At 53.0% G+C, this 24,688-nt stretch carries 20 protein-coding genes; 10 read left to right on the top strand and 10 right to left on the bottom strand.

Annotated elements, in window-relative coordinates; genetic code table 11:
• Positions 1 to 47 precede the first annotated feature (47 nt).
• Positions 48 to 1,157 carry an ISAs1 family transposase gene (locus tag EIP93_RS06705; protein WP_025919286.1) on the top strand — a complete coding sequence of 370 codons (1,110 nt, stop codon included), beginning with the start codon at positions 48 to 50 and terminating at the stop codon, positions 1,155 to 1,157.
• On the opposite strand, the gene EIP93_RS06710 is transcribed toward EIP93_RS06705, so the two are convergent.
• Together EIP93_RS06710 and EIP93_RS23005 are read right to left on the bottom strand one after the other, a co-directional pair.
• A complete protein-coding gene (locus tag EIP93_RS06710; protein WP_125232458.1) occupies positions 1,125 to 1,454 on the bottom strand; it encodes a hypothetical protein in 330 nt (109 codons plus the stop codon). The genes EIP93_RS06705 and EIP93_RS06710 overlap by 33 nt on opposite strands.
• Before the next feature lie 339 nt (positions 1,455 to 1,793).
• The gene (locus EIP93_RS23005; protein ID WP_306307807.1) at positions 1,794 to 2,162 is read right to left on the bottom strand and encodes a hypothetical protein; all 369 of its coding nucleotides are present in this window, start codon (positions 2,160 to 2,162) and stop codon (positions 1,794 to 1,796) included.
• Positions 2,163 to 2,505: 343 nt separating this feature from the next.
• Here EIP93_RS23005 and EIP93_RS06720 point away from each other — a divergent pair, with 343 nt between their 5' ends.
• Complete coding sequence (locus tag EIP93_RS06720; protein WP_010301569.1) at positions 2,506 to 2,958, top strand: DUF441 domain-containing protein; 453 nt, start codon at positions 2,506 to 2,508, stop codon at positions 2,956 to 2,958.
• A gap of 17 nt (positions 2,959 to 2,975) precedes the next feature.
• The gene (locus EIP93_RS06725) at positions 2,976 to 5,030 is read left to right on the top strand and encodes a tRNA(Met) cytidine acetyltransferase TmcA (protein WP_125232459.1); all 2,055 of its coding nucleotides are present in this window, start codon (positions 2,976 to 2,978) and stop codon (positions 5,028 to 5,030) included.
• A 74-nt stretch (positions 5,031 to 5,104) separates the two neighbouring features.
• Here EIP93_RS06725 and EIP93_RS06730 read toward each other — a convergent pair whose 3' ends face one another.
• From EIP93_RS06730 to EIP93_RS06760, 7 genes are all read right to left on the bottom strand, one after another.
• Complete coding sequence (locus tag EIP93_RS06730; RefSeq protein WP_103941676.1) at positions 5,105 to 5,482, bottom strand: hypothetical protein; 378 nt, start codon at positions 5,480 to 5,482, stop codon at positions 5,105 to 5,107.
• Positions 5,483 to 5,671: 189 nt separating this feature from the next.
• Complete coding sequence (gene trxA, locus EIP93_RS06735; RefSeq protein ID WP_125232460.1) at positions 5,672 to 6,937, bottom strand: thioredoxin; 1,266 nt, start codon at positions 6,935 to 6,937, stop codon at positions 5,672 to 5,674.
• Between the two features lie 127 nt (positions 6,938 to 7,064).
• The gene (locus EIP93_RS06740; RefSeq protein ID WP_039488841.1) at positions 7,065 to 7,487 is read right to left on the bottom strand and encodes an ExbD/TolR family protein; all 423 of its coding nucleotides are present in this window, start codon (positions 7,485 to 7,487) and stop codon (positions 7,065 to 7,067) included.
• A gap of 14 nt (positions 7,488 to 7,501) precedes the next feature.
• A complete protein-coding gene (locus EIP93_RS06745) occupies positions 7,502 to 8,242 on the bottom strand; it encodes a MotA/TolQ/ExbB proton channel family protein (protein WP_039488842.1) in 741 nt (246 codons plus the stop codon).
• A 78-nt stretch (positions 8,243 to 8,320) separates the two neighbouring features.
• Positions 8,321 to 9,202, bottom strand: a complete 882-nt coding sequence (locus tag EIP93_RS06750; RefSeq protein WP_040031277.1) for an energy transducer TonB — start codon at positions 9,200 to 9,202, stop codon at positions 8,321 to 8,323.
• A gap of 216 nt (positions 9,203 to 9,418) precedes the next feature.
• Positions 9,419 to 10,387: a FecR family protein gene (locus EIP93_RS06755; protein ID WP_228925314.1), complete on the bottom strand. Its 969-nt coding sequence runs from the start codon at positions 10,385 to 10,387 to the stop codon at positions 9,419 to 9,421.
• A 9-nt stretch (positions 10,388 to 10,396) separates the two neighbouring features.
• Positions 10,397 to 10,918 carry a sigma-70 family RNA polymerase sigma factor gene (locus tag EIP93_RS06760; protein ID WP_010301596.1) on the bottom strand — a complete coding sequence of 174 codons (522 nt, stop codon included), beginning with the start codon at positions 10,916 to 10,918 and terminating at the stop codon, positions 10,397 to 10,399.
• A gap of 411 nt (positions 10,919 to 11,329) precedes the next feature.
• Here EIP93_RS06760 and EIP93_RS22880 point away from each other — a divergent pair, with 411 nt between their 5' ends.
• From EIP93_RS22880 to EIP93_RS06775, 4 genes are all read left to right on the top strand, one after another.
• Positions 11,330 to 11,938 carry an STN domain-containing protein gene (locus EIP93_RS22880; protein ID WP_241229566.1) on the top strand — a complete coding sequence of 203 codons (609 nt, stop codon included), beginning with the start codon at positions 11,330 to 11,332 and terminating at the stop codon, positions 11,936 to 11,938.
• A gap of 23 nt (positions 11,939 to 11,961) precedes the next feature.
• A complete protein-coding gene (locus EIP93_RS06765; protein ID WP_241229575.1) occupies positions 11,962 to 13,725 on the top strand; it encodes a TonB-dependent siderophore receptor in 1,764 nt (587 codons plus the stop codon).
• A gap of 74 nt (positions 13,726 to 13,799) precedes the next feature.
• Positions 13,800 to 15,581, top strand: coding sequence for an ABC transporter ATP-binding protein/permease (locus EIP93_RS06770; RefSeq protein ID WP_125232461.1), 1,782 nt, complete (start codon positions 13,800 to 13,802; stop codon positions 15,579 to 15,581).
• 33 nt (positions 15,582 to 15,614) lie between these two features.
• Positions 15,615 to 18,329 (top strand): M16 family metallopeptidase, encoded by a 2,715-nt coding sequence (locus tag EIP93_RS06775; protein WP_125232462.1) that lies wholly within the window; start codon positions 15,615 to 15,617, stop codon positions 18,327 to 18,329.
• An 88-nt stretch (positions 18,330 to 18,417) separates the two neighbouring features.
• Here the strand turns inward: EIP93_RS06775 and EIP93_RS06780 are convergent, their stop codons facing one another.
• Positions 18,418 to 21,372 carry an autotransporter domain-containing protein gene (locus EIP93_RS06780; RefSeq protein WP_103941666.1) on the bottom strand — a complete coding sequence of 985 codons (2,955 nt, stop codon included), beginning with the start codon at positions 21,370 to 21,372 and terminating at the stop codon, positions 18,418 to 18,420.
• A 228-nt stretch (positions 21,373 to 21,600) separates the two neighbouring features.
• Between EIP93_RS06780 and EIP93_RS06785 the strand changes: the two genes are divergently transcribed.
• The 3 genes from EIP93_RS06785 (at position 21,601) to EIP93_RS06795 (ending at position 24,639) form a co-directional block, all read left to right on the top strand.
• Positions 21,601 to 21,828 (top strand): DUF1272 domain-containing protein, encoded by a 228-nt coding sequence (locus tag EIP93_RS06785; protein WP_103860197.1) that lies wholly within the window; start codon positions 21,601 to 21,603, stop codon positions 21,826 to 21,828.
• Positions 21,829 to 21,992: 164 nt separating this feature from the next.
• Complete coding sequence (gene ypfH, locus EIP93_RS06790; protein WP_125232463.1) at positions 21,993 to 22,610, top strand: esterase; 618 nt, start codon at positions 21,993 to 21,995, stop codon at positions 22,608 to 22,610.
• Positions 22,611 to 22,968: 358 nt separating this feature from the next.
• A complete protein-coding gene (locus EIP93_RS06795) occupies positions 22,969 to 24,639 on the top strand; it encodes a methyl-accepting chemotaxis protein (protein WP_080163845.1) in 1,671 nt (556 codons plus the stop codon).
• Positions 24,640 to 24,688: the final 49 nt, after the last annotated feature.

Below are 24,688 nucleotides of genomic sequence, written 5' to 3' on the forward strand. Positions count from 1 at the left end.
CTCTAATAGACTGATCTCAAAGTAGAATAACTTTTTGAGGTCTTGATATGACACTTTTTGACCACCTCTCTCTGGTAGAGGAAACTCGTTCTCCTATTAATCAACAACATCATCTTGTTGATGTCCTATTTCTTGTTCTCGCTGCGGTCGCCAGTGGACAAAATGGGTGGGCTGAAATTCAACAGTTTGGTGAACTACGCCTCGACTGGTTAAGAAAATTTCGATTATTTTCCAATGGCATACCACGGCGTCATACTATTGCCAGAATAATGAAAGCCGTCGATCCCGACAGCTTTCAGTTCTGTATTTTTAGCTGGATTAATGACATTCGCGCCAAATCAAGCAAGCCACTCATTGCGATTGATGGAAAGACGCTGAAAAGTGCCTCTCTGTGGAGTCGTAACGATTTTCACTCTGTTAATGCTTATGACCTGAATAATGGCATTGCGCTTTATCAGGATATGGCCGAGGGAAAAGGAAAAGAAATCAAAACAGTACAGAATCTTGTTTGCATGCTTAACATCAAGGATGCACTGATAACGCTTGATGCGTTACATGCACAAAAAGAAACGCTTGAAAGCATTGTGGCGAGAAAAGGTCATTACCTTGTACAAGTCAAAGGAAATCAGCCGACATTGTTTAATGCAGTGAAAGCGCAATTCCATGAGGCGTTTAACGATAATACCGCGTTAGCACAATATGAAATGCAGGATAAAGGGCATGGCCGAATGGAGCGCCGTATTACTTTTCAAATACCGGCAGAGTTGAGCCCGGAGTTACAGGAGAAATGGCCTTCAATAAAAACACTGGTCGCGGTTGAAAGACACCGTAAAGACAAAAAATCGAATACGCTGGATACGGCATTTTATCTGTCATCTTACGATATTGATGCAGAGTTTATGGCGACATCGGTCCGTCATCACTGGGGCATAGAGAACAGTCTGCACTGGGTATTAGATGTTGTTTATAAAGAAGATGCTTGCCGTATTCACGATGAGAATGGTACAAAAGTCTTGTCATTAGTCAGAAAGATGGCGCTCAATCTGGCAAAGATGGAGAGCACACAAAACCGGAGTATGAAAAGCAAAGTGCAACGTGCACTATTGGATGATGACTATCGGGAGTTAATGATTTTTGCGAATGTTAAATGTCATTAACAAAGTATGCTCCGGCCCTGGCAACGGGGCTAGGTCACTGGCATCGCTGAAGATAATTTCATTCATCGGTGCGTAGCCATCGCCAATATGATATTCAAAATAATAACGCTCTGAAATTTTTGGCACGCCTGCGATATCTGTATCGGTAAAATATCGATAAACCACCATGTCGCTTTTTTCGTAGGCTGGATTGTCGCTGATTCTCTTATCAAGCCAACTTTCCAGACTGAAAACACCTATGGTGTAAAGAACCAGCGCAATCAAGAGCCATTTTAAATATTTTTTCAAACTTAACATTGTCCTAGATACACTCGTTTTTTGGCTGAAAATGTAGTGCCATTATTTGTGAAGACTTCAACCTCGCCGGAAGTGAAATCATTCCAGGGAGTTATCCACGTAATGAAATGCGGTAGTCTCCCCTTATATGGAATATGACGAACACATAAATCTTGTGGATCGGGGTAGAGCGTTGGGACAAATCCCCTATTTTTGTTCGCCCCAACTGGACCATTGTGATCCCAACGTCGGAGTGCGGATGCATAGCTGACAGGTTGGACTTGATAGGCGTAGTGGCCTGGTATCAACGTCCGATAAAAACCAAACAGGTTAGAGACTAAATCCTCACCACTAAACCCGCTATCGGTATACCAGGAGAACTGTGGTAGAGACTTGTAAGCCTTCAAAATTGGATGCCGTGTTCATCATCATTGCCAGCATGATTTGATTTATTTCGTCGCGAGTTTTCCCTTTACGAATAACCCATGTTGAATATTTCCCTATTCCCAAACAACGGTTAAAGCGATTTATATACATACTCTGGTCATACATAATCGTGTAATAGGGATCGTTATTAGCTTCACTAGCCTGAAATTGGAGTTGAAGCGCTCTTATGTCGTCGCCCCTTGCATGCCCCATGTCGAGCCAACCTAAGATTTTGGTATAAACCAATCCATTGCGAAGCGAATCAAATAGAGCGCCATCTTTAATATCTTGTCTGCTACTCATAAACTATCCCTGTTTATCCGTCATTTTTCATTCTATTGGCGAGGGGGATGTGGGTCAAGTTGTTGTTTCACATGAAATATTAAAAATAAAATCAATTTAAGTATTAATGAAATAATATCATTCGATGATATTTACTATGCATAAATAATATATTTCACTTTTTTGTTATTAATCATTGGTTGTTTATATTGAGCAATTATCGTGAGAACGCTCTCCAGATTGCGCAGGTTGTACGAAGGCGAACCGGAAATTTTTATAGGAGAGAATCGACGGTCGGTTCATTAATGCTATCATCGCGGTTTGCTTAGTGCGCAACCTGACTACTTTCTACAGACTCGCATCCATGACCTATCTCGATCCGACATTGTTAATTCTGCTCGTTCTGGCGGGGCTGGGTATCATCAGCCACAACATGACCGTCACGCTGGCGATTCTGGTTTTGCTGGCGATACGTATCACGCCTTTGAATAGCTATTTTCCGTGGGTAGAAAAATACGGCCTGAGCATCGGTATCGTCATTCTGACGATTGGTGTGATGGCACCGATTGCCAGCGGAAAAATTACCGCCAGTGAAGTCATGCATTCCTTCCTGCACTGGAAATCTCTGCTGGCGATCCTCATTGGTGTTGTCGTGTCCTGGCTTGGCGGACGCGGCGTGTCGCTGATGAGCAACCAGCCCTCCGTTGTGGCCGGGCTGCTGGTGGGAACGGTCATGGGCGTGGCGCTGTTTCGCGGCGTTCCGGTTGGTCCGCTGATCGCCGCAGGGCTGCTTTCTCTGCTGATCGGCAAGACCTGATTGATCCGGCGCGAGTGATGATGTTGCGTGATTTTCTCCACAGCCAACGCCAGCAGCAGCGCTATGGCGTCCGGCGATTGCTGGTGCTGAGCGGTGAAGCGAACTGGTGTGAAGAGCAGGCGTTGGCGCTCAGTGGCCAATTGTCCGGCGACTGGCTGTGGGTTAGCGAACACGCGCCTGATTCCGTCACCGCACTGCCAGCCAGTCGAGTGCGGACGCTACTGGGGCGGGAGTTTCTTCACGCGGTGTTTGATGCACGTAGCGGCGTGGATGTCGAGGCGCTGGCGATGCTGTCAGGCACGTTACAGGCCGGTAGCTGGCTGATTATGCTGGTGCCGTCGTGGCAGGCATGGCCGACACTGCCGGATCAAGACAGCCTGCGCTGGAGCGAACAAGAACAGCCGATTGCTACCCCGCACTTTATCCAACATTTTCAGCGCCAGCTGTTAGCCGATGAGGACGTCGTTCTCTGGCAGCAGAGTCAGGCATTCGCGATTCGGCCATTGGCCGCGCGATCGGATTGGCAGCCAGCTAGCGGTGAACCGACCGCGCAACAGCAGCATATTCTGCACGAACTGAACACCTCCGAGTCCGGCGTATTGGTGATTACCGCCCCGCGCGGACGAGGGAAATCGGCGCTGGCGGGAATGCTGACGCAGCGGAGTCGCGCAGCCTGCTGGATCACCGCACCTTCCCGCGCGGCGGCGGATATCCTGCAACAGCATGCGCGTGCCGATGTGCCATTCTGGGCACCGGATGCGCTGCTGGAACACTGCCGCCTTCACGGTGCACCCCGTGTCGACTGGTTGTTAATTGATGAAGCGGCGGCGATCCCGTCTTCCGTGCTCTCCGCGCTGTTACCGTATTTTCCCCGAATTCTAATGACCACGACGGTGCAGGGGTATGAAGGTACCGGACGGGGATTTCTGCTGAAATTTTGTGCGACGCTACCGCAGTGGCGGGCATTTACGCTGGACGAACCTTTGCGCTGGGCCGTTAACGATCCGCTGGAGCGGGTGTTGGATCAGGCGCTGTTATTTAACGAACCCGAAGCGTTTCATTCCCCGCAACAGCCCGATCGACCTATTCCCTCTTCTGCGTTGGAAAGTCGAATCGAACGCGCTGACGACTGGCTAATACATCCCGAACGTCTGGTGCGGTGCTACGCGCTCTTGTGCAGTGCGCATTACCGTACTTCGCCGCTGGATCTGCGCCGTTTGATGGATGCGCCGGGCATGCATATTGCCAGCGCACAGATGGCGGGCGAGATTTGTGGCGTGCTGTGGTTAGTGGAGGAAGGCGGACTGTCTGCCTCACTGGCGCATGAAGTGTGGGCCGGACGGCGACGCCCGCGCGGTAATTTGGTGGCGCAGTCGCTGGCGGCACATGCCGGGCTATGGCATGCACCAACGCTACGTGCTCGCCGCGTGAGCCGGATTGCGGTGGCATCGTTATATCGCCGACAGGGGATTGGACGGGCGCTTATTGCAGAACAGATGTGTGAGGCGCAGCGACAGGCGCTGGATTATCTGTCGGTTAGCTTCGGCTATCAATCAGAGCTGTGGGCATTCTGGCAGTCGTGTGGGTTTCAACTGGTGCGTATCGGCAGCCATCTTGAAGCCAGTAGCGGCTGTTACAGTGCGATGGCGATACTGCCGCTGAGTGACGCGGGGCATAGACTGGCGGAGCAGGGAAGCCAGCAATTGGCGCGTGACTGGTTTTGGTTACAGCGCCTGATTCCGCTGAACCTTGCGCTGCCGCAGACAGAAAATACCGAGTTGGATGAAGACGACTGGCGTGAGCTGACGGGGTTTGCGTTTGCGCATCGGCCTATGGAGGCCAGCTTCGCTGCGCTGTGCCGCCTGTTGAGTCACACTACATTACCGCTGCCTGCGCTACGCTTGCTGGCTGAAAAGCCGAGTGAAAGCGAGCAGATAACCACGACGCTGGGGCTGACTGGTAAAAAAGCGCTCCTGAGGCGTTGGCGAGAAGAGACCGCTGCTGCGCTGGTCGAACTCGATGAGCAACGCAGTGAGCGCTGGCGAAGAACCGTCGTATTAGGTGACTCTTGACGAGTATTGCGTGATTGAAGACGACAGAACCCGCAAATCGTACTGGTACGTCGAATATAGGAAGATGAAGTGGATTACTGCGTCTCTAGCAGCCGGAAAATCAGCGGCGTTTTCCCCTGTTCGTCAGAGTAGTCGGCAATTAACGTGAGGTCAGTTTTCCTCTCTCCAGACCAGAGCTGGCACTCGACTCTCTTTCGCGGAGCATCAGCATCAGCGTCAATGTCGTAACGGTACAAGGGAATTCTGCCCGTTTTATCGTGTGTAAAGGCAACGTCGAAAGGTGGAAGCGTCAAATCTGCAACGGATTCCCCCGCACTATCCAGCTCTTCAAGAATCTCTTCGTAAATAGCAGGGCTCATGCCAAAATCGAGTAGCGCTGCGGGATCGCTATGCTGGATACCCCTCAATAGATCGCCCGCGAGCCGATAAATTTCATCTCTGTCACGTGTCATCTCTCATCGCCTTATTTTTCCCAAACGGTCCGACTCTACTCATCGGGTACGAGTGGCGAATTTTATCAGGCTCTGCCCGTTATCGCTTGCGGTTCTGTTGGAAAGTGCTCTTGAAGCGTTGGCGAGAATGAGGGCTGTCTGTTCGCTCGGCGGAGGATGCGCCTCATCCGTGAGGCGCAGATTAGGGTATCAATCCAACTGCGGTTTGAAGGCTGGGGCACGATGGAGCAATGCCCACAGTGCTTCCTGTAAGGGAATTTTCTGCGCTTCTAATAGCTGCGGATAGTGCTGATAAAATGCGTCCTCTTTCGCGGAAAAATCCGTATTCTCCTGAAGCCATTGCGCACGGAGCGCGGTAATTTGCTCGTCCGTTAGCTGTTTGTTGGGCGTGGCGTCTTCCTGTTCTTTAAACCAGCGGAAGCGTTTATCCGGCGTTGCGCGTTCTTCTCTGTTCCATCCGTCGTTAATTTGCATGATCTGCGCCAGCGCGAAGCCGAGAGTGATACTGATACCCCGCCAGCTATCCACATCAGATGCGGCTGGCGGCGGCGATAGGCTCGCGAGTATTGCCGCAATATTTTTTTCCAGGCCGAGTTCGCCGGAGGCTTTCTCTTCCCAACTTATTGCCTGCTGATGCAGCGCTGTCCATTCGCTTTCTGCCACGGTTTCTCCCGCTAACCGTTGCGAAATCGCACGAATCCACTGCTTGCGCAGCCCGTCTACTGTGCTGTCTGCCAGCCAGTCTGACCACGGATTGCCCGCATCGTCTAACCATTGCTGTAGCCATTGCAGCGCGACGCCGTCTACGGCTTTTCCCGGCGCGATGGCGGTAAAGAGGGCATCAACCTGCGCTGGCGTGGTGCTTGGCAGCTTTTCCAGCAGCAGACCGAGTGCGGCAGGTAGCCCGGTGATGCGTTCAAAGATGTGAATATCCGCGCTGTGCGCCAGTACGGCAGAAACCGAGCCTTTGTTGTCCTGCCAGTAGGGAGAAAATGCCTGTTCAATATCGCCGTCCGCTGCATGCTGGCGCAACCGCTGGTGGAGAAAACCGTGCAGCGACGCATCGCCATAGAACGCTCCCCACGTTACGCGAGTGTCTGCCAACGGCTGTGTGGTGTTTTGTATCGCAATCTGGTGTGATTCCAGCCAGCCGCGCAGCTGTGCCAGCGTTTTCACGCCGATTTGCCGGGAAATCTCCTGCCCGTTTTTAAACAGCAGTAGCGTAGGAATGCCGCGCACGCCAAAACGCTGCATCAATGCCGGATATTGCTCCACATCCAGCTTGGCGACGGTCAGGTTGTCTGGCGTGTTGTCCGCGATGGTGTTTAGCAGAGGAGCCAGTGTTTTACATGGCTGACACCAGGGGGCCCACAGGTCAAGCAGAATAGGCTTGTCGCTATGATTGAGTAAGGTATCCAGCGAGGTGTCGCTGGCAGTGATAATGGCGTCGGACATGGGTGTCTCCATTCAGAGAAAATCGTGAGTAAATTAGCGGGATGTGGGTCATTAACCGTGACAGCTCAGCTTATGGCGAGCCGTCACGGTTATGTTGTCGATTGGTTATCCGCATCAACACAGAAGGTTAGGGGGCTTTGACGGGTTGCAGGACGAAATCGATTTTGCTCAGGCCGCGCTGTTGGGCGTTAGTCATCACATACGCTACCCGGCCATATTCGACGGCCTGATCGGCAAACAGCCGTATATTTGGGTGAGTGCCGTCGGCTGAGGCCGCATCGAGTTTGGCGATCAACTGGGCATCATCAATCGCTTCTTTATTCCAGTTAATCTGCCCCGTCGCGGTAATCGCGATATCCACGGCCTGCGGATCTTTCTTGATTTTCTCGACGCTGGCGCGCGGCAGCTCCACTTTAACGGCGTGGTTAATGACCGGCAGGGTAATCATAAACACGATCAGCAGCACCAGCATGACGTCGATAAACGGCGTCATGTTGATGTCGTTAAGCAGCGCGTCTTCCTGACTTTCAAACGGGGATGACATACTCATTGCGGTGTTCCTCTTCAGGCGGAGCGTTCAACGGGGTGAGCCGCTTCATACCGCGCGGGGCTATTCAGGTCGGTAAGGCTGGTATCTACGCGCGCGCCCGTCAGCAGGTAAGCATGGAGATCGTGTGCAAAGCGGTTCATGGCATGCAGGACGATACGGTTGCGGCGGTTAATGGCGTTGAACCCTAATACGGCGGGAATCGCCACGAACAGGCCAAATGCCGTCATGATCAATGCTTCGCCGACCGGGCCAGCCACCTGCGCCAGATCGGGCTGGCCGATGGTGCTGATGGTTTGCAACGCGTGAAAAATCCCCCATACGGTGCCCAACAGGCCGATAAACGGTGCGGTGCTGCCAATCGAGGCCAGCGTTCCGAGGCCGGATTGCAGTTTCCCTGAGTTGGTGTCCAGCGTGTTGCTCAGGCCGCGCACCAGCCAGTCACTGAGATCGACGTGTCCTCCCAGTGTGGAAGAGAATTTGTGCGGGTGTTTCAGCAGCGCATGTCCTTCGATCACCAGATCGCGGAACGGATTAAAACGCTGTTTGCCGAATTTCTCGACGCTTTCTTGCAGGCTGGTCGCCTGCCAAAAGGTATTGCGGCTGTATTGTACGCTCTTGTTCAATGCAAACAGCTGGCGTGCTTTGAGCAGCATGACCGTCCATGACAGCAGCGACATGATGAGCAGAATGATGGCTACCGAGTGGGTGACAAGATCGCCCTGCTGCCAAAAATGGTGGATATCTAACGTGTTCATGTGTGACCTCTTATGCAATAACCTGATTCGGGCGTGTCTGCGAAACGGCGGATGCGCTATTTCAACGCGGATTCTTTCTTAATGAGTTAGCCGGAAATTGACTGGCTGAACCGTCATGACGGTAATGGCCTGTCCGTTTTCGCGGTAAGGCGTACAGCGCGCCTGCGCTACGGCGTCAATCGCGGCCTGATCGAGGGCGTCATAGCCGCTGCTGCGGGCAATGTCGTGCCGAATCAAGCGTCCCTCTGGGCTAATGACCAGACGAACTAGCACGTTACCTTCCTGCTGGAGGCGCTTGGCGCGGCGAGGGTAGTCAGGCTGTGGAACGACACAGCCGACGGAAGCAACCTGCTTGGGCTGTGCCCCCGGACTGTTCTGCATCAGGTTGCCTTTGCTGGCGGTAGTCAGCGGGCCTGGTGTCGCTTCCGGTGCGGCGGGGGAAGGCTCCGGTGTAGAACGAGCCGCAGGCTGACGCTCGGCGATGGTTTTAGGTCGGACAGGCTGCGGTTTGACTACTGGCTTCACCGGCGGCTGGTGAACTTCTTTTTTGACCGGCGGGGGCGGCGTCTGCTGCTCCTCAACGACGGGCTTTTCAGGAACGGGTGCAATTTCACGTTCACCCTGTTCTGATGTCAGCACGGGCGGTTCCGGCGACGGCTCGGGAATCGGTTCGGGTTCTGGCGCTTCAACCATCGTGGCCTGAATGCTGATGCTGGCTGCCGGATTAAGCAGATTGATCGGTGTGTATTCGGTGGTACGCGTGATGAGCAACGCGGCGACACCCGCATGGATCAGCGCGACCGTCAGAAAGCTGAGCGCGATCTTCCCCATTTCTCCCCGAACGGGCGCAGCCATCGCCACACTTCGCGACGGCTGTGCGGGGGCGACGTCACGCCGTGCGGCGGGAGCCGCGTCGACGCGCGCGTTTAACGAAAGGTGTTGTACGGATGCCTGTTGCACGTTTTCCTCTGCTGCTCTGGCTTACGGTGTCGGACGTTTCATCCAGTCCTGAACACGGAACTATGATGACCTCTATTAACGATGTGCAACGAGGCAGAAAAAGTGTCACCACGTGCGCGAAATTTTTTTGTGGCAACCGTCCTTGGTTGCCACCCTGACGGGCCGTCACGTCGTGACGTCAAAAAACGCTCCCGGCGTTTTTTTGTGGCTTACCGTTTATGTCGGTCTGGCGGCGCGGATATGTATCCAGTAATCGGTGGTATGCACAATTGCGATGGGCATGGTTTGCGCCAGCGAATCCAGCGTGTAGTTCAGATTATCGAGCGGGAAATTCCCGCTGACGCGCAGATCGGCGATAGCGGGATCGAGCCGGATGATGCCGGGGGTGTAATCACGTAACGTACTGATGACGGAAGCCAACGAACGATCGCGTACTTCCAGGCGGCCGTGTAACCAGTCTGTTTCTGATTCTGGCGTAACGGCGACTTGATAGAGCGTGGAACGATCGAACCAGACACCCTGACCCGCGTGAAGGCGCAGGCTTTGTCCGGCGTGGTTGGTAATTTTGGCGATGTTGTCCAGCACGCCGACATGGATGCCACCGCTTTCATAACGCACGTTCACATTGGCCTGAAGGGCGACGATATCGCCCATACCGGTTGCGATCACGAAGGGGCGCTGCGTATCTGGCTGAATATTGGCGAAGATACCGCCGTTATGTAGAGCAACCTGACGCACTGGCGTTTCTGGGCGCACGTTGATATCGACAGCGGTACGCGCGTTCAACATGAGCATACTGCCGTCACTGAGTGGAACCTGCTGGCGCTGTGCCGTTGCGGTTTTTACGTCGGACAGAAGCGGTGACAGAGGGTAGTGCTGATTAAGCAGCAGGCTGCTTAGCGACGCGACAGCTACCATCCCCAGCCCGTATTGCAGGACTTTCCGCCGGCTTGATGGTGCTAAGAGCGCCTGACGAATTGGTTCATGAGGCAGCGCGGCAAGCAGCGGCTGAAATTTCCCCAGCGTTCGCTCAATGCGTTGGCAGGCCCGCTCGTGCAGCGGGTTTTCGTATCGCCAGCGGCGGTACTCATCATAATCGTTCTGGGTTGCTTCACCGGAACGCAGCAGCACCATCCATTCAATTGCCTCTTCGGCAATCGGGTCGTCCATGTGTCGTCTTGCCATGCGGTTCACCTATAAGTCACTGCTGTCCTGCGTGGCCAGATAGCAGTTGGTCAGCGCTTTGGCGATATACTTCCTCACCATGCTGGCGGAGACATCGAGCTGTACGGCAATGTCGGCATAAGTCATGCCATCAAGCTGGCTGAACAGAAAGGCCTGTCGTGCTTTGATGGATAGCCCATCCAGCGCCTGATCGATAGTGAGCAGCGCTTCCATCAAAAGCTGTTGCTCTTCCGGCGACGGATGGTGAAATTCAGGTTTACTTGCCAGCGCCGTGAGATAGGCTTTTTCCAGATCGCGACGACGCCAGTTTTCATACAGTACGCGCTTGGCGAGCGTAGTGAGCATCGCACGCGGTTCTTGTACGTTGGCGAGATTCGGCAGAGACGCTAAACGTAAAAATGCCTCAGAGGCGACATCTTCCGCTTCACAGCCGTAGGCAATACGGCGGCGTAATTTTTCCGTTAGCCAGCGATAATCACTGCGAAATATCAGCGACAGTAAGTCGGGTTTTTTAACAGCCTCTGTGTACATGGGCATCCTTAAATAGCGTAAATCACAACAATGCTTGAGCCGGGATACCCCAGGGCCGCAGAACAAAAGGAACGATGCGTCCTGTGCTGTTTTTAAGTCAAAATTTGCAGGAGTCAAACCACGTTTTTTTTCTATGGTTAGTTAGAAATGTTCTGTTATTGCCTGAAATGGGTAAATGGCTATTTCCGGATACGTCTGTAAAAGGAAATAAAAAGAAGGCGCATTGGAGAACGGTATTTCACAGAGTAAAAAAATACAGAGAAAAAGTATTTTCCAAATCAATATGTTTGCTGTCACGAAAAAATAATTACGTGAAAAAATGACTTCCTGCTGTCACTTTTTCATCGTCATTGCACAACTCATACGAAGACCAATAAAAACTGATTTGTTGAAGCAATTGACGAGGGAAAAATGAAAAAACGTAATGCTGCCTCTCCCGCTCTGGGGTTAAGTTTTAAGAAACGCTTATTTTTCACGAATATGTTGGCGATTCATTCTGCGTTATTCGTGGGGGCAACGGCTGTTCCTATGGCCGTCTACGCGGCGGGTGAAAATGACACCGTGGCATTTTCTATTCCTGCGGGCGACCTGCAAAAAGGGTTATTGGCTATCGCCAATCAAAGCAAACAAACGCTCTCTTTTAATCCTGCGCTGGTAGCGAATTACCAGAGTGCGGCGCTGAATGGCAACTATTCAACGCGTCAGGCGATTCTGCGTTTATTACAAGGCACGCCGTTATTACTGACGACGACGGACAATGGCACGCTGACCATTGTTTCTTCTCGTGCCAATGATGCAGAAGTGGCGCAGGCCAGCGATAAAACGCTGCCAGCAATTACGGTAAGTGCAGGCAGCGAAGATGAAACGGTATTAAACCCCGGTACGTCGTCTTCGGCATTACGCACCAGTACATCGTTGCAGCAAACGGCGCAGTCGGTTCAGGTTATCAGTAATAAGCTGATTAATGCGCGTCAGGCTACGTCGCTTGACGCTCAAGACGGTAGCTGGAAGAAGCATTAAAAAACTCGGGCAGCGTCGTTACCATACAATCAAACCGCGGTACGCCTACATTCTGGATGCGTGGCTATGCTGTGACGTCCGGCGCGACGGATGGCCTGTCTGGCTCTAGCAACGCGGGCATCGGTCAGGGTACGTCAATTGAAGGTATCGAACGTGTCGAAGTGTTGAAAGGGCCACAGTCGGTGCTGGCGGGGAGTAGCTCCGCCGCAGGGACGATTAACGTCGTGCGTAAAAAGCCGGTCACAGAGCCATTGCATGTTCTCAAGGTAGAAGCGGCGCGTTACGGAGAATTCAAAACGGCTATCGATCTGGGCGGCGCGATTACGGATGATAAATCGCTTAGCTACCGTTTGAATGCCTCAACCATGAAATCTCAGCATTCCTTTCCTGATTACAACGGCAACCACGGTGATTATTTAGCCCCCGCGTTGACCTGGCAAAATGACAAGACGCGGATCACGGTTGGCGCAGAAGTGAATCAGGCGCGTAAGTCGGGGCCAGCCGGGACGATTTACGCCAACGGGAGAATACAGAAGCTGCCTGAATATCGTCTGGGAGATAAAGACGATCATAACAAGACGAAAACGACGAATGCGTATTATGAGCTGGAGCAAAAGCTCGTCGGCGATTGGACGTTCAATAGCAAAGCCGGTTTTCAGAGCACCGCTTCTCAGATGAAGATGAACGAAACGCTGCTGATTGCCGCTAATGGCGACAAAGTCAGCCATCCGCTGGCCTACAAATCCACTAATCAGACGTGGAGCCAGCAAAATGACATTCGGGGAAAAATCGAAACCGGACCTGTCACGCAGACGCTGCTGTTCGGTCATGACTATAAGCATGAACGTTATGCCAGCTATGACGGCAACTTCATCCTGATGACCAATGGCAATATCTATAACCCGGATTCATTAGTGTTCCCCAGCATCGGTGAGCCGAACAGCCGGACGTATACCTCCAAACTGATTCAAAGCGGTTTCTTGTTCCAGGATCAGATTGACGTCTTTGACCGCCTGCATTTCCAACTGGCCGTTAAACGTTCGACATGGGACAACAGCTATCTGGTGGGATCGCGTGCCTCGACGTATACCGCGACCAAATGGATCCCCAACTATGGCGTCAGCTTCGATATCACACCGGACGTGACGATTTACGCCAACTTGCTGAATAGCTTTAGCGGCAGTGCGCAGGTCTCGCGCTCTGGTGTCCAGCTTCCGCCAACGACGGGGCAGTCTAAAGAGGCCGGGCTGAAATTCAACCTGCTCGACGATAACCTGACGCTGACGACAGCCGTATTCAGTATTGAGCAAAAAAACCTGACGGTAACGGATAGTAGCGGTTTCCCGATTGCGACAACGGGGCGCAAAAGTGAAGGCTTTGACGTGGATCTGAACGGCTCTTTGCTGCCGGGATGGGATGTCACGGCCAGCTATACCTATTCGGATAATAAGGATCCTACCACCGTTCGCAGCACGATTACGCCGCGCCACTCTGGAAACGTGTGGACGTCTTATGAAGTGCAGTCTGGGCGCTATCAGGGGGCGGGCGCCTCAGTCGGTATCAGCGGTTCATCGAAAACGCAGAACGGCCCGAGCAATAACGCCTTCAGTATCGGCAGCTCGGCATCAACCGATGCATCGGTGTTCTATCGCCAGCCTGACTGGTCGCTGACGCTGGGGGTTAATAACGTCTTCGATCGCGATATCTACTACACCAGCACCACACCGCTGTATATCGGGGTGAAAGAAGGGCGGACGTGGCGTCTCACCGGGACGTATTCGTTCTGATCATCCGTTCGACCAATCCGTTCGAAAAATGACGAGAACGGTCATTCACACGAATTAGCAGGTAGAAACGGCGCATGAACGCAAGTGAGACGAGTACGACAAGACCGGGCATCGGTCAGATTCTGATGCCCTATTGGCAGACGCCGGAGAAGTATCTGGCGCTGTTTATTCTGGTGGTGATTATTAGCATCAATCTGGGTACGGCTTACATCAGCGTGGAGGCGAACCGCATATCGGGGAAATTCACCGACGCGCTGATTGGGCTGGATTGGGAGCAAATAAAGCCACTGTTTATCTTCAGTTTCATCCTCGGTTTGAGTGCGATGATGCTGAGATGGGTAAACGTACTCGGTCAAGGCTATCTGGCGTTGCGCTGGCGTACCTGGATGACGCTCCACTATATCCGGCGCTGGACGGGGACATCGGCTTATTACGAAATAGAACGGGACGGTGCGCTGTCGAATATCGATCAGCGTATCGCCGATGACGTTAACGAACTGGTGTCCGCTTCGCTGAATTTTTTTCTCAGTCTTATCTCGGTCGTCATCAGTACCGTAACGTACACGGCACTGCTGTGGTCGGTGTCTGGGGTGCTGCGCTTCTCGTTTATGGGCAGTGACTGGGCGATATCTGGCTATATGGTCTATGCCCTTTATATCGAATACTTTCTCCAGATTTTGCTGTCGCACTGGCTCGGTAAGGCTTTGATCAAGCTGAACATGAACCAACAGAATGCGGAAGGTGACTTCCGCTTTCTGGGCGTTCAATTACGTGAAAATGCCGAACAGATTGCCTTCTATCAGGGAGGGCCGCGCGAAGGTGAACGGCTTGCCCAGCGGTTTGCACGCGTGCGTGACAATGCGCTGTCCGTGCTGCTGCGCGGCTTTAAGGTGTCGTTTGGTCAGAGCCTGTTTAGCCATTTCCTCTCGCCGTTACCGACGCTACTGGCGCTGCCGCAGCTATTGCGTGGAGAGATCTCTTTTGGTGATTTGACGCGAATTCAGATGGCTTACGGCTCTCTTGGTGCGACGCTGAGCTATTTTATGCAGGCGTATCAGGCCTTCACGCGCTGGCTGGCGTTGACCAAACGTTTACAGGATATGGAAGAAGCGCTGAATAAAAGCGAACAGTCGCCATCGCCTATTCGGGTGACGGAACACGATGGATCTGAATTTTCCTGTCAGGGTTTACGGCTGCTCACGCCGGATGGTCGTGCGCTGACGGCATTACACGACTGGCAGGTTTTACCCGGCGAACGCTGGATGATTAACGGCGCGTCCGGCGTGGGTAAGAGCACGTTGCTACGCGCCTGTGCCGGACTATGGCATCACGGTAGCGGGGCGATTACGCGTCCTCGCCGCTGCCGCTATCTGTTTTTACCGCAAAAAAGCTACCTTCCAACGGGATCGCTGAAAGCTGCGCTGTGCTACCCCGCTAACGAGCAGGACTTCACCGACGAGCAGTGTCGTCAGGTACTGATTGACAGTGAATTACCGGACATGGCCTCGCAACTGAATGTCGAAGATCGCTGGCAGCAGCGGTTATCCGGCGGCGAGCAGCAGCGAGTGGCGATTGCCCGGACATTGCTGCATCGTCCCGACTTTCTTTTCCTGGATGAAGCGACGAGCGCGCTCGATCCTGAGACTGAGCAACGGGTTTATCAGGCATTGGTCACTGGCTTGCCGGACAGCGCCATTATCAGCGTGGCGCATCGGGAAACGCTGGCCGCCTTGCATACTCATCACCTGCATCTGACACCGTTAGCTGAAAGTGACAGCCGTCATGAAAGTGAGACTGCAACGGGTGATGAAGCGCCACAGCCTCATGCTTCGGATCGGGTTTTTTACGCGTCCTGACTAACCGTTCAACCAATCAATTGAGGAATACGTGTGACGACACAGCTTACTGCACAGCCACGACCAGAAGACGATGAGCGTTATGACAATGTGGATATTCCGTCTACCACGTTTGTGCTGGACAATGGACTTACCGTTATTGTCCATGAAAATCATGATGCACCGTTGGTTTCGCTGAACCTGATTTATCAGGTTGGTTCAAAAGATGAACCATCAGGAAAAACGGGCTTTGCGCATTTATTTGAACACCTGATGTTTGAAGGAAGTGAAAATGCACCGGGCTCTTTTCTGGAAAATCTACTGAAAGCCGGTGCGTCAAACCTGAATGCTTATACCGGACAGGATCGCACCACCTACCATGAAACCGTGCCGGTCGGGTCACTGGACTATGCGCTGTTTATGGAAGCGGATCGGATGGGGCATTTCTATTCAACCATCAATCAAGACTCGCTCGATCAGCAGCGTCGTGTCGTACTGAATGAAAAACTGCAAACGGAAAGCGGCCCTTACGGCAAACTCCACGAGCTGAAATTAAAAGGGTGTTTTCCTGCTTCACACCCTTATGCTCACACCGTTATCGGTGAAGTGAAGGACTTGCAAGAGGCGACGTTGGAAGATGTGCAGAATTGGTTCCGCACCTATTATTCGCCATCAAACGCGGTGCTCGCTTTATCTGGTGCGATTGACGAGCAAACTGCGCGGGAAAAAGTGACCGCCTGGTTTGGTCATATTCCTTCTGGCCCGCCGCTCTCCCGACCCGCCGTGTGGGTGCCCGACATTCCTGAAAACCGACGCGATGTCTGTCAGGCCAAAGTGCCGAATGGCAGCGTCATGCTGTCCTGGAACATCCCGCCTTATGGCGACAAGGCGACTGTTTTGCTGTCTATCGCCGCGGATTTGTTTGCCTCGGGTATTGCTTCGCTACTCGTTAAGCATTTGGTGTATGAAGAAAAAATTGCCAGCCATGTCATGGCAAACATCAATTATGCCGAGCTGGTTAGCCAGTTCACCATTACGGCAACGGCAGTGCCCGGTGTCGCGCTGAGTCGAATTGAGCAGTCCGTACACGATATACTGCAACGTTTTCTGTCGCACGGTGTTGATGACGAGACGCTGGAGCTGGTGAAAATCACCGCATTATCTTCTTTCGCCAACGCTCACAAGACTTCTGCGCCGATCGCAGGGCTACTGTCCAATTCTCATGTGCTGTTAGGGAATGCCGATCGCTATCGGCAGATTATCGCGATCATCAAGCAGGCTGATGTCGACAGTGTGCGGCAAGCGGCACAGCATTGGTTAGCACGCGCGTGCCATACCCTGCACATCGTTCCGTTTACCTCAGCAACGGCCGCCGTGCAGTCCGCCGGACCGATAACACCGCCTGCGATTTTATCTCCAGCGCCTTTCCAGCTTCCCGCCGTGCAACACGGGCGATTAGACAACGGGTTACCGCTGGTTCTGATAGCGCGGCACAGCCATCCTACCGTCAATATCGAACTGGTATTACCCCGCGTGAAAGAGAATACGCAGAGTGAAGCGGCATTACTGTTTGATTTGCTTAATCAGGCAGGCGCTGGCGAGCGTGATGCGTTTGAATTCTCAAGCGCGGTTCGTCGGTTAAGCGCCTCGATTAATGTGTGGCGACGCGATCAAACCACAACATTGTCGCTGTCATGCCGACCCTCGCAGCTATCCGCGTTGCTTCCTCTCTTTCTGGATCGCTTTCAGCATTCCACGTTAGCGCTGAGCGACTTTGAACGCCAACGTGGCGTGATGCGGGACACCCTGACCGGGTTAAAACACAACGTCAGTGGAATGGTGAGCCGTTTACTGCCCGCGGTGATGTACCCGCAGGGGCATCCTTACCGTAAACCGTCAGTGATTGAAGGGACAAAAGCGAGCCTGGAACGTGTGACGTTTGAAAACGTTCAACAGTACCAGTCACGCGCGATTCAGCCAGTTGGAGGCACGATACTCATTGTGGGTGATACCACGTTGGAGCAAATCGTCCCAGTGCTGAATGCGTCGATCGGCGCGATCCCGTGGTCTCAGGGAACCGAACAGGCCAGCGATCGTCAGTTGAGCCCCGCGCGGAAAAGCCAGGTCTTTGTATTTGATGTTCCCGGTGCGGAGCAGTCTGCTATTGCCGCGTCGACCATCATTCCCGGCCTCGAATGGCCGCATGAAGCCAGCTTCACGATGTTGAATGATGTGCTTGCCAACGGGTTTACCTCGCGCATTAACCTCAATCTTCGTGAAAACAAAAACTGGACTTATGGCGTACACGGCCAACTGTTGAATGATGTGGGCTCACGGATTCATTCGGTACAAACCTCGGTTCAGGCCGATCGCACCGCAGCGGCCATGCAGGAAATCTTTGATGAATATCGTGCGCTTCTCAGCGATCGTCCTGTTACGGCAGACGAATTGCAGGAAGTGAAGAACGCGGCGTTGCTGAGGTTGCAAAGTTCTATTGAAGGACTGGGCGGCCTGAACAGTATGTTGTCTCACCTTGTGCGTTATCAACTGCCGGACGATCACTGGCAGCGCCATCAGGAACGTATTAGCAGTACCACGGTTGATGACGTGAACACGCTGGCAAAAGAACTCTTTCATCCAGAAACATTAACGTGGCTGATTGCGGGAGACTGGACGTTAATTCAAGCGTCGGTTCAGGCATTAGCGCTGGGTGACATACACGTCATTGCAGGCAACGGCGACGACTTATATGAAACGCATGTCGCTTGAGCTATTGCCTGACGGTATTCACCGATCTTGTTGTATGACTATTTTTTAATGTTGACGCCGACGGAGACATCGTCGGCGTCATGCGTTATCAGAAGGAAACGTCGACGCCGCCGCGCAGCACTTCTTCGTTACCACGATCGGCAAAGTGTTTGTCAGCACGCAGGAAGAAACGGGCATCCGCCGCTTTACCAACGTCCAGTCTCACGCCCGCCCACTGCGAATCTTTGTCCAGTCGAATGCCCGGAATATCGAGGCGTTCTCCTTCGCGGCCTAGTCCGCTCCAGCGGGCGGAGACATCAAGCGATGGGTTGGTGAACGCATGCTGATACTCGCCGCTCACGCCGACGCTGCTCCACCATCCCTGATTCCATTGCAGCAGGGCGCGCAGGTTAAGCCCTGTCAGACCTACGGTACGGGAATAATCGTTGCCTTCGCCTGTCAGACCCAATGCGCTACCGGTATCCGTAAAGCCGCCGGTGGACAGGTAGCTGTACTTGAGTCCTGCATAGGGCTGTACGCTAAAGATATCGTTGAGCGCCAACTCGTAGCCGGTTTTGAGCAGGCTCTGCCAGCTATCGCTTGAAGTGCTGCTGGAAACCGCTTCGACATTGTTCAGCAGGATAGAACGTTTCAGCTTGTCGCGGCCGTGCTGATAGCTCAGGTTGCCCTGAACGTACCATTCTGGCGTGAGGTTATAGCGCGCATAGGTCATCACCCCGTGCAGCTTGTTCTCACTGCTGCCGCCGCTACCGTCGTAGTCTGCTTTGATCTGGCTGTTGGTATAGGCAATCCCGGCGCGTAGCCCCGGCGTGTTGAAGTCGGTGTCCGTACCGATGGCGGTCAGGGTGATATCGTAATGGCTGCCCAGATAGCCTGACTGTTTCAGGTCGCCGCGCAGCTTGCCGGTTTCAATCCACAGCCCGTAGTTTTTCCCGCTTCCTAACAGATCCAGCCGGTTGTTCAGGAGCTGGTTCTGATAATCCAGACTGTTAAACAAAATGGCGTTGCTGGAAGCATGCGCCTGACCGGATAGCGAATCCAGCGCGGTAGCGGCGGCACTCGCGCTGCCTAACTGCTGGAAGGCGGCAGCTTTCGCCAGCAAACTGGATTGCTGTTCGTTGGTTGAGGACAAGGTTGACCAGCGGTCGGCAACCTGTAGCGCCGATTCGATATTGGCGGCGGTCTGCAACTGTGCGGCGCTGTGCAAGCCGCTGCTGGTGGCTGCCTCTACGGTGTTCAGGCGGCTGAATGCGCCTGTGACATCGTTGCTGCCGTAAGTCAGGTTTCCCGTCAGGAACAGCCCCAGATCGGTAGTGCGAAACGTGCCGCTGATACCCTGATTGCTGTGCAGCAGTGTTTCCTGCGTTTGGACGATGTAGGTATTGCTGGGCAGGCCAACGCGCAATGTGCCATCCAGTGCTGCGCTGCCTTCCACGGTGAACGGATTCGCTAGCGTTACGCTCAGCAGGCCGTTGCTGCCCTGAGTGTAATTGCCTGCGACGGTCAGCCCACCGTCTGCGGTGGTGGCAACAAGGCCCGTGTTACTCACATTGCCACCAATACGGCCTTTTCCTGCCAACGTGCCGGAGCCGGATACGCTGGCGTTGCCCGCAATGGAGCCGTCAACGTACAGGCTGTTAGCGGTGATTTGCGTATCGCCTTTATAGGTGTTGTTGCCAGTCAAATGCAGAACGCCCCCCGCATTGTTGGCACCGTTAACGATCAGGCCGTAATCGCCGCTGATATCGTTAGCGAACGTGTAGTCGCCTGCGGTTAAACGCGCGGTGAAGTTATCGGCATAAAACATGGCCGGGCCTTTTACCGCTTTTTCGACGTTCAGATCGCCCCAGCCAAAGGTATCGTTATAAGGGCGTCCGTTGGCGGTGTCGGCTACCGAAATATAGGCCGGATGGAAAACACTCCCTGTGACGTTGCCGTCGCTGTCTCGGATGATTTCGTAGTAAGAGTTCTCTGCGTCGTAGCGAGTATACCCATCGGTGTGGTAGGTCGCGGTAGTGAGCAACGTCTGTTGCAGGTTATATCCGGTCATCCACGGGTAGACGGCCTGTACTCGTGAAGCCCCGCCTGCAACGCGTGGAGCCGCGAAGGAGGTACCGTGCGACCGCTCTGAAGCGCTGCTGCCCGCAACGGGATAATCGACATAGCCCGGTGCGCTCATGCAGTAGACGGCGACATTGCCACATTTATCAAAAAGATACATTTCAGCAGGGCGTTCATTGCCTTCCTGACCAACCCATTCGGGGATATAGCCCGTAACGGCCAAAATGCCTTTTTGCAGCGAGGCATCGCCAAAAATCAGCGGGATCTGGGTATTGGGTGACGGCGTGGAGCCAGCATTGTTCCCTGTGGCGACAATACTCAGCGCTTCGGCATCGACGATACTTTTCAATTCGTTACGCACTAAGAGATAGCTAAAATTGTTTCTGGCGCTGTTAAATGTCTCGGTGGTCGTCAACCGCTCATCTTGTCCATACGACATATTGATGATTTTCACGCCTGAATTGAGCAACCAATTCACGGCAGACGTGGTGTTTTGGTAATCGAAGCGGTTATTTAACGACGTTTGCGCAATATAGAGTTCGCTGTCCGGTGCGACGCCTCCCGCATAGCTTTCCGTCGCCAGACCTGCCAGCGCCAGTGCCACCAGTGTGCCGTGGCCGTTAACGCCCTGATTATCGTTAAGCTGTGAACCGCCGACAAAAGAGGTGAAATGTAGATTGCTGTAATTAAATTCTGGGCGAGCCGCTTCCAGCCCGGAATCAATAATCCCGACTTTAACGGCGGATGCTGTCGGCGTTTCCGGCGTCGTAGGTGTGGTTGGCGTTGTCGGCGTTGTCGGCGTCGTTATGGGCGGCGATGTTGGCGCGACGCTGGCGGTTTCACCGCCGCCGCCTCCACCACTGCCGCAGCCTGCCAACATCAGCAATGCGAGACTGATATTGGCCGCGATGATTGACTGCCTGAATGTGTGATTTTTTAATGAAACGGTTCTTTTTAATGAGAATCGCCGCGCTGCTGTCATTTTATTTTCCCTGTATTTTTAGAACATGGAACCGCCTCCCAAAGAAACAGGGATTTGGAAAGCCAATTGCCGCTAATGAGAGGCATTATTCTGGTGAATAAACCTTATTTGCATGAAGGGCAGTTTCTGGTAGAAAAGAACTTCATTCCCCTTCACTGATCTTTGTGCAATAACCACAGGAAAGTGACAGCGAGAAACCCATTATTTTTGCTGAGTCAGGATAAGCCGATGCTGGAATTACGCCCTAACTGTGAGCACTGCGATTGTGATTTGCCGCCGGATGCCGAAACGTATATCTGTTCCTATGAGTGTACGTTCTGTCCTGACTGTGCGGATTCCGTCTTTCACCACGCCTGCCCGAACTGCGGTGGAGAACTGGTTAAACGGCCGGTACGCCCAGCTCGCTGTCTGGCGAGCGATCCGGCCTCAACGATCCGTATTATCAAACCGCACTGACAGGGAGGGGCGAGCATCCCTGTCTGTCGTTGCAAAAAATGGAACATCTCGTTCAGTAATTCCCGATTTCTCCTGTTAGTGCACGGCGTATAGTGAGGATTAACCGTACCTTATGACGAATATCGGCAGGTGACGCCTTCGGCGCATGCCTTCAGGAGAGAAACGTGAGTCAAGATTATGTTGTTGTTCAGCAGCCTTCGGAAGCAAATCGGTTAATCCTGCTGTTTCATGGCGTGGGCGATACCGCCGCGGGTATGGCGCAGATTGGGCGCTATTTTGCTGCCGCGTTGCCGCAGGCAATTGTGGTCAGCATTGCTGGACCGTTCAGCAGCGGCTATGGCGACGGGCGGCAGTGGTTCTCTGTTCAGGGAATCACGGAAGAGAATCGTTTCTCCCGCATTGAAGCAAACCTGCCGCGTTTTATTGATACCGTACGCCACTGGCAAGAGCAAAGTGGTATGAGTGCGGAACACACCGTGCTGGTGGGCTTCTCACAGGGCAGTATTATGTCGCTGGAGGCGTTGAAGTCTGAATCCTCGCTGGCTGGGCATATTATCGCGTTCAGCGGTCGCTTTGCTGTGTTGCCAGAAAAGGCATTTGCTGATGTCGCGGTACACCTGATTCACGGTGAAGCGGACGGCGTGATTGTAGTTGGACATGCTCACGCTGCCGCGCAGCGCTTTCAGGAACTGGGAACGTCGTTTACGTTGGATGTAGCCCCCGCTGTCGGGCACGGCATTGATGAAAGGATGCTGAAGCAGGCGCTGGCCTACCTCAAATAAAAACCTATCCCGCTATACTTCAAGCTACTTGAGCGTTGTTCCCTTAAATGCCCAGTTCTTTATGAGCTGGCTTTAAAGGACCAACGCCTTGCGCTGTTCAACCTGTTCACGTTTTATCACGCCGCTCGAATTATTTTCTTTATTCCATCAGATTATCGTATTGCTCATTTATTAATTTCTCTATTCAACGTAGAGACTCTATTCTTAGGAATGAGGATTTATCCATATTAAAAAGAATATAATCCATATTTGAATGTTAAATAATATAGGCAATGTTTTTATTTGTGTTGAGTGTTCAATATTTATCTTATTTTTTCAGATATAAATATCGCATCCTTATGGAAAAAGAGGGTGTGCCATGTTTAAACGTATTAAAGTTATCACCATCCTTGTTATCTTATTGTTTGTGTTGGGAATATCTCAGTTTTTAACCGGTGCGCTATCCGTTCGTGCATTGACTAACGACAGAGACGGATTCCTGGTTTCCCAACGCTCTAACCAGAATGTAGCGGCCTTTACTGATGCATGGATTATGATGAATCAGACGCGCATCGCTATCGGTTCTATTATACAAAACATGATGATGGGGAATGCGGATAAAGAGGCTATGCAGGCTCTTTTACAGCAAGCCAAATCGCAATTGGCCGCCTCAGAGAGTAGTTATAAACACTATTTGTCTCTGCCTAATACGCCCGGGTTGGATGAAGCATTATCCAAAAAACTTGAGGCGAGCTATACCGCTTACGACAAGCTACTGAATGATATTGTGGATTCGCTTTCCGGTGGGTTAGCGGGGGCAGCGATGAAATTGAGTAGCGGTGCCACGCCGCTGAATGTGGCCATGCAGGACGCCTATATTACGTGGCGAGCGGCGCAAAACCAGCTGTCGGATGACGGGCTACAGGAAAACCACGCGGCATTTGAAACGATGCTGTGGCTTCTGGGCGCACTTTCCGTCGTCGTCGTGCTGGTGATTATCCTCAGTTGGATCGGGTTGCAGCGCATTCTTTTGCATCCGCTGCGTACGCTCATGCAGCATATCAGCGCGATTGCCGAGGGCAATCTGACACATCCTATTGATACAACTGGGCGTAATGAGATGAGCCAGCTTGCGGCGGGGCTACATCATATGCAGCAATCATTAATCCGCACCGTGAGTCTGGTGCGCGACAGCTCCCACTCCATCCATTCCGGGGCCAGTGAAATCTCGGTGGGCAGCAACGATCTGTCTTCGCGTACGGAGCAGCAGGCCGCATCGCTACAGGAAACCGCGGCCAGCATGGAGCAACTGACCTCGACGGTGAAGCAGAACTCAGACAATGCGCGTCAGGCTACGCTGCTGGCAAAAAATGCGTCGGAGACGGCCAATAAAGGTGGAACGGTCGTCGACAATGTTGTGAAGACGATGAATGAGATCGCCGACAGTTCACAAAAAATCGCCCACATTACCAGCGTGATTGATAGCATCGCCTTCCAAACCAATATTCTGGCACTGAATGCGGCGGTAGAAGCGGCGCGAGCCGGGGAGCAAGGGCGAGGCTTTGCCGTAGTGGCGGGGGAAGTGAGAACGCTGGCACAGCGCAGTGCTCAGGCCGCCAAAGAGATCAAATCGCTGATTGATGATTCGGTTAGCCGCACCAATACTGGCTCTTTGCAGGTGAAAGACGCGGGTGACACGATGAAAGAAATCGTCGGTGCGGTGAGCCGGGTAACGGATATCATGGGGGAAATCGCCTCGGCGTCCGATGAGCAAAGTCGGGGAATCGATCAGGTTGGGCAGGCGGTCAATGAAATGGATCGCGTTACTCAGCAAAACGCCTCGCTGGTGGAAGAATCCGCGTCTGCCGCTGCGGCATTGGAAGAGCAGGCCAGATATTTACAAAACGCGGTGGCGGTGTTCAAGATTAATCAGGCAGCAGAGCAGGAACACCGTGCCGAGAGCGCGCCTTCGCTTGCTGCATTACCAAAATCGCTGTTACCTAAACCTGCTCATGCCGGACCATCGAATGCGAACTGGGAAACGTTTTAGCGGAAGTGAACGTTTTTAACGGAAGTGAGCGTTTAACGGAAGAGTAAGC

Source organism: Pectobacterium versatile (assembly GCF_003932035.1).
In the GTDB taxonomy this organism is placed as follows: domain Bacteria; phylum Pseudomonadota; class Gammaproteobacteria; order Enterobacterales; family Enterobacteriaceae; genus Pectobacterium; species Pectobacterium versatile.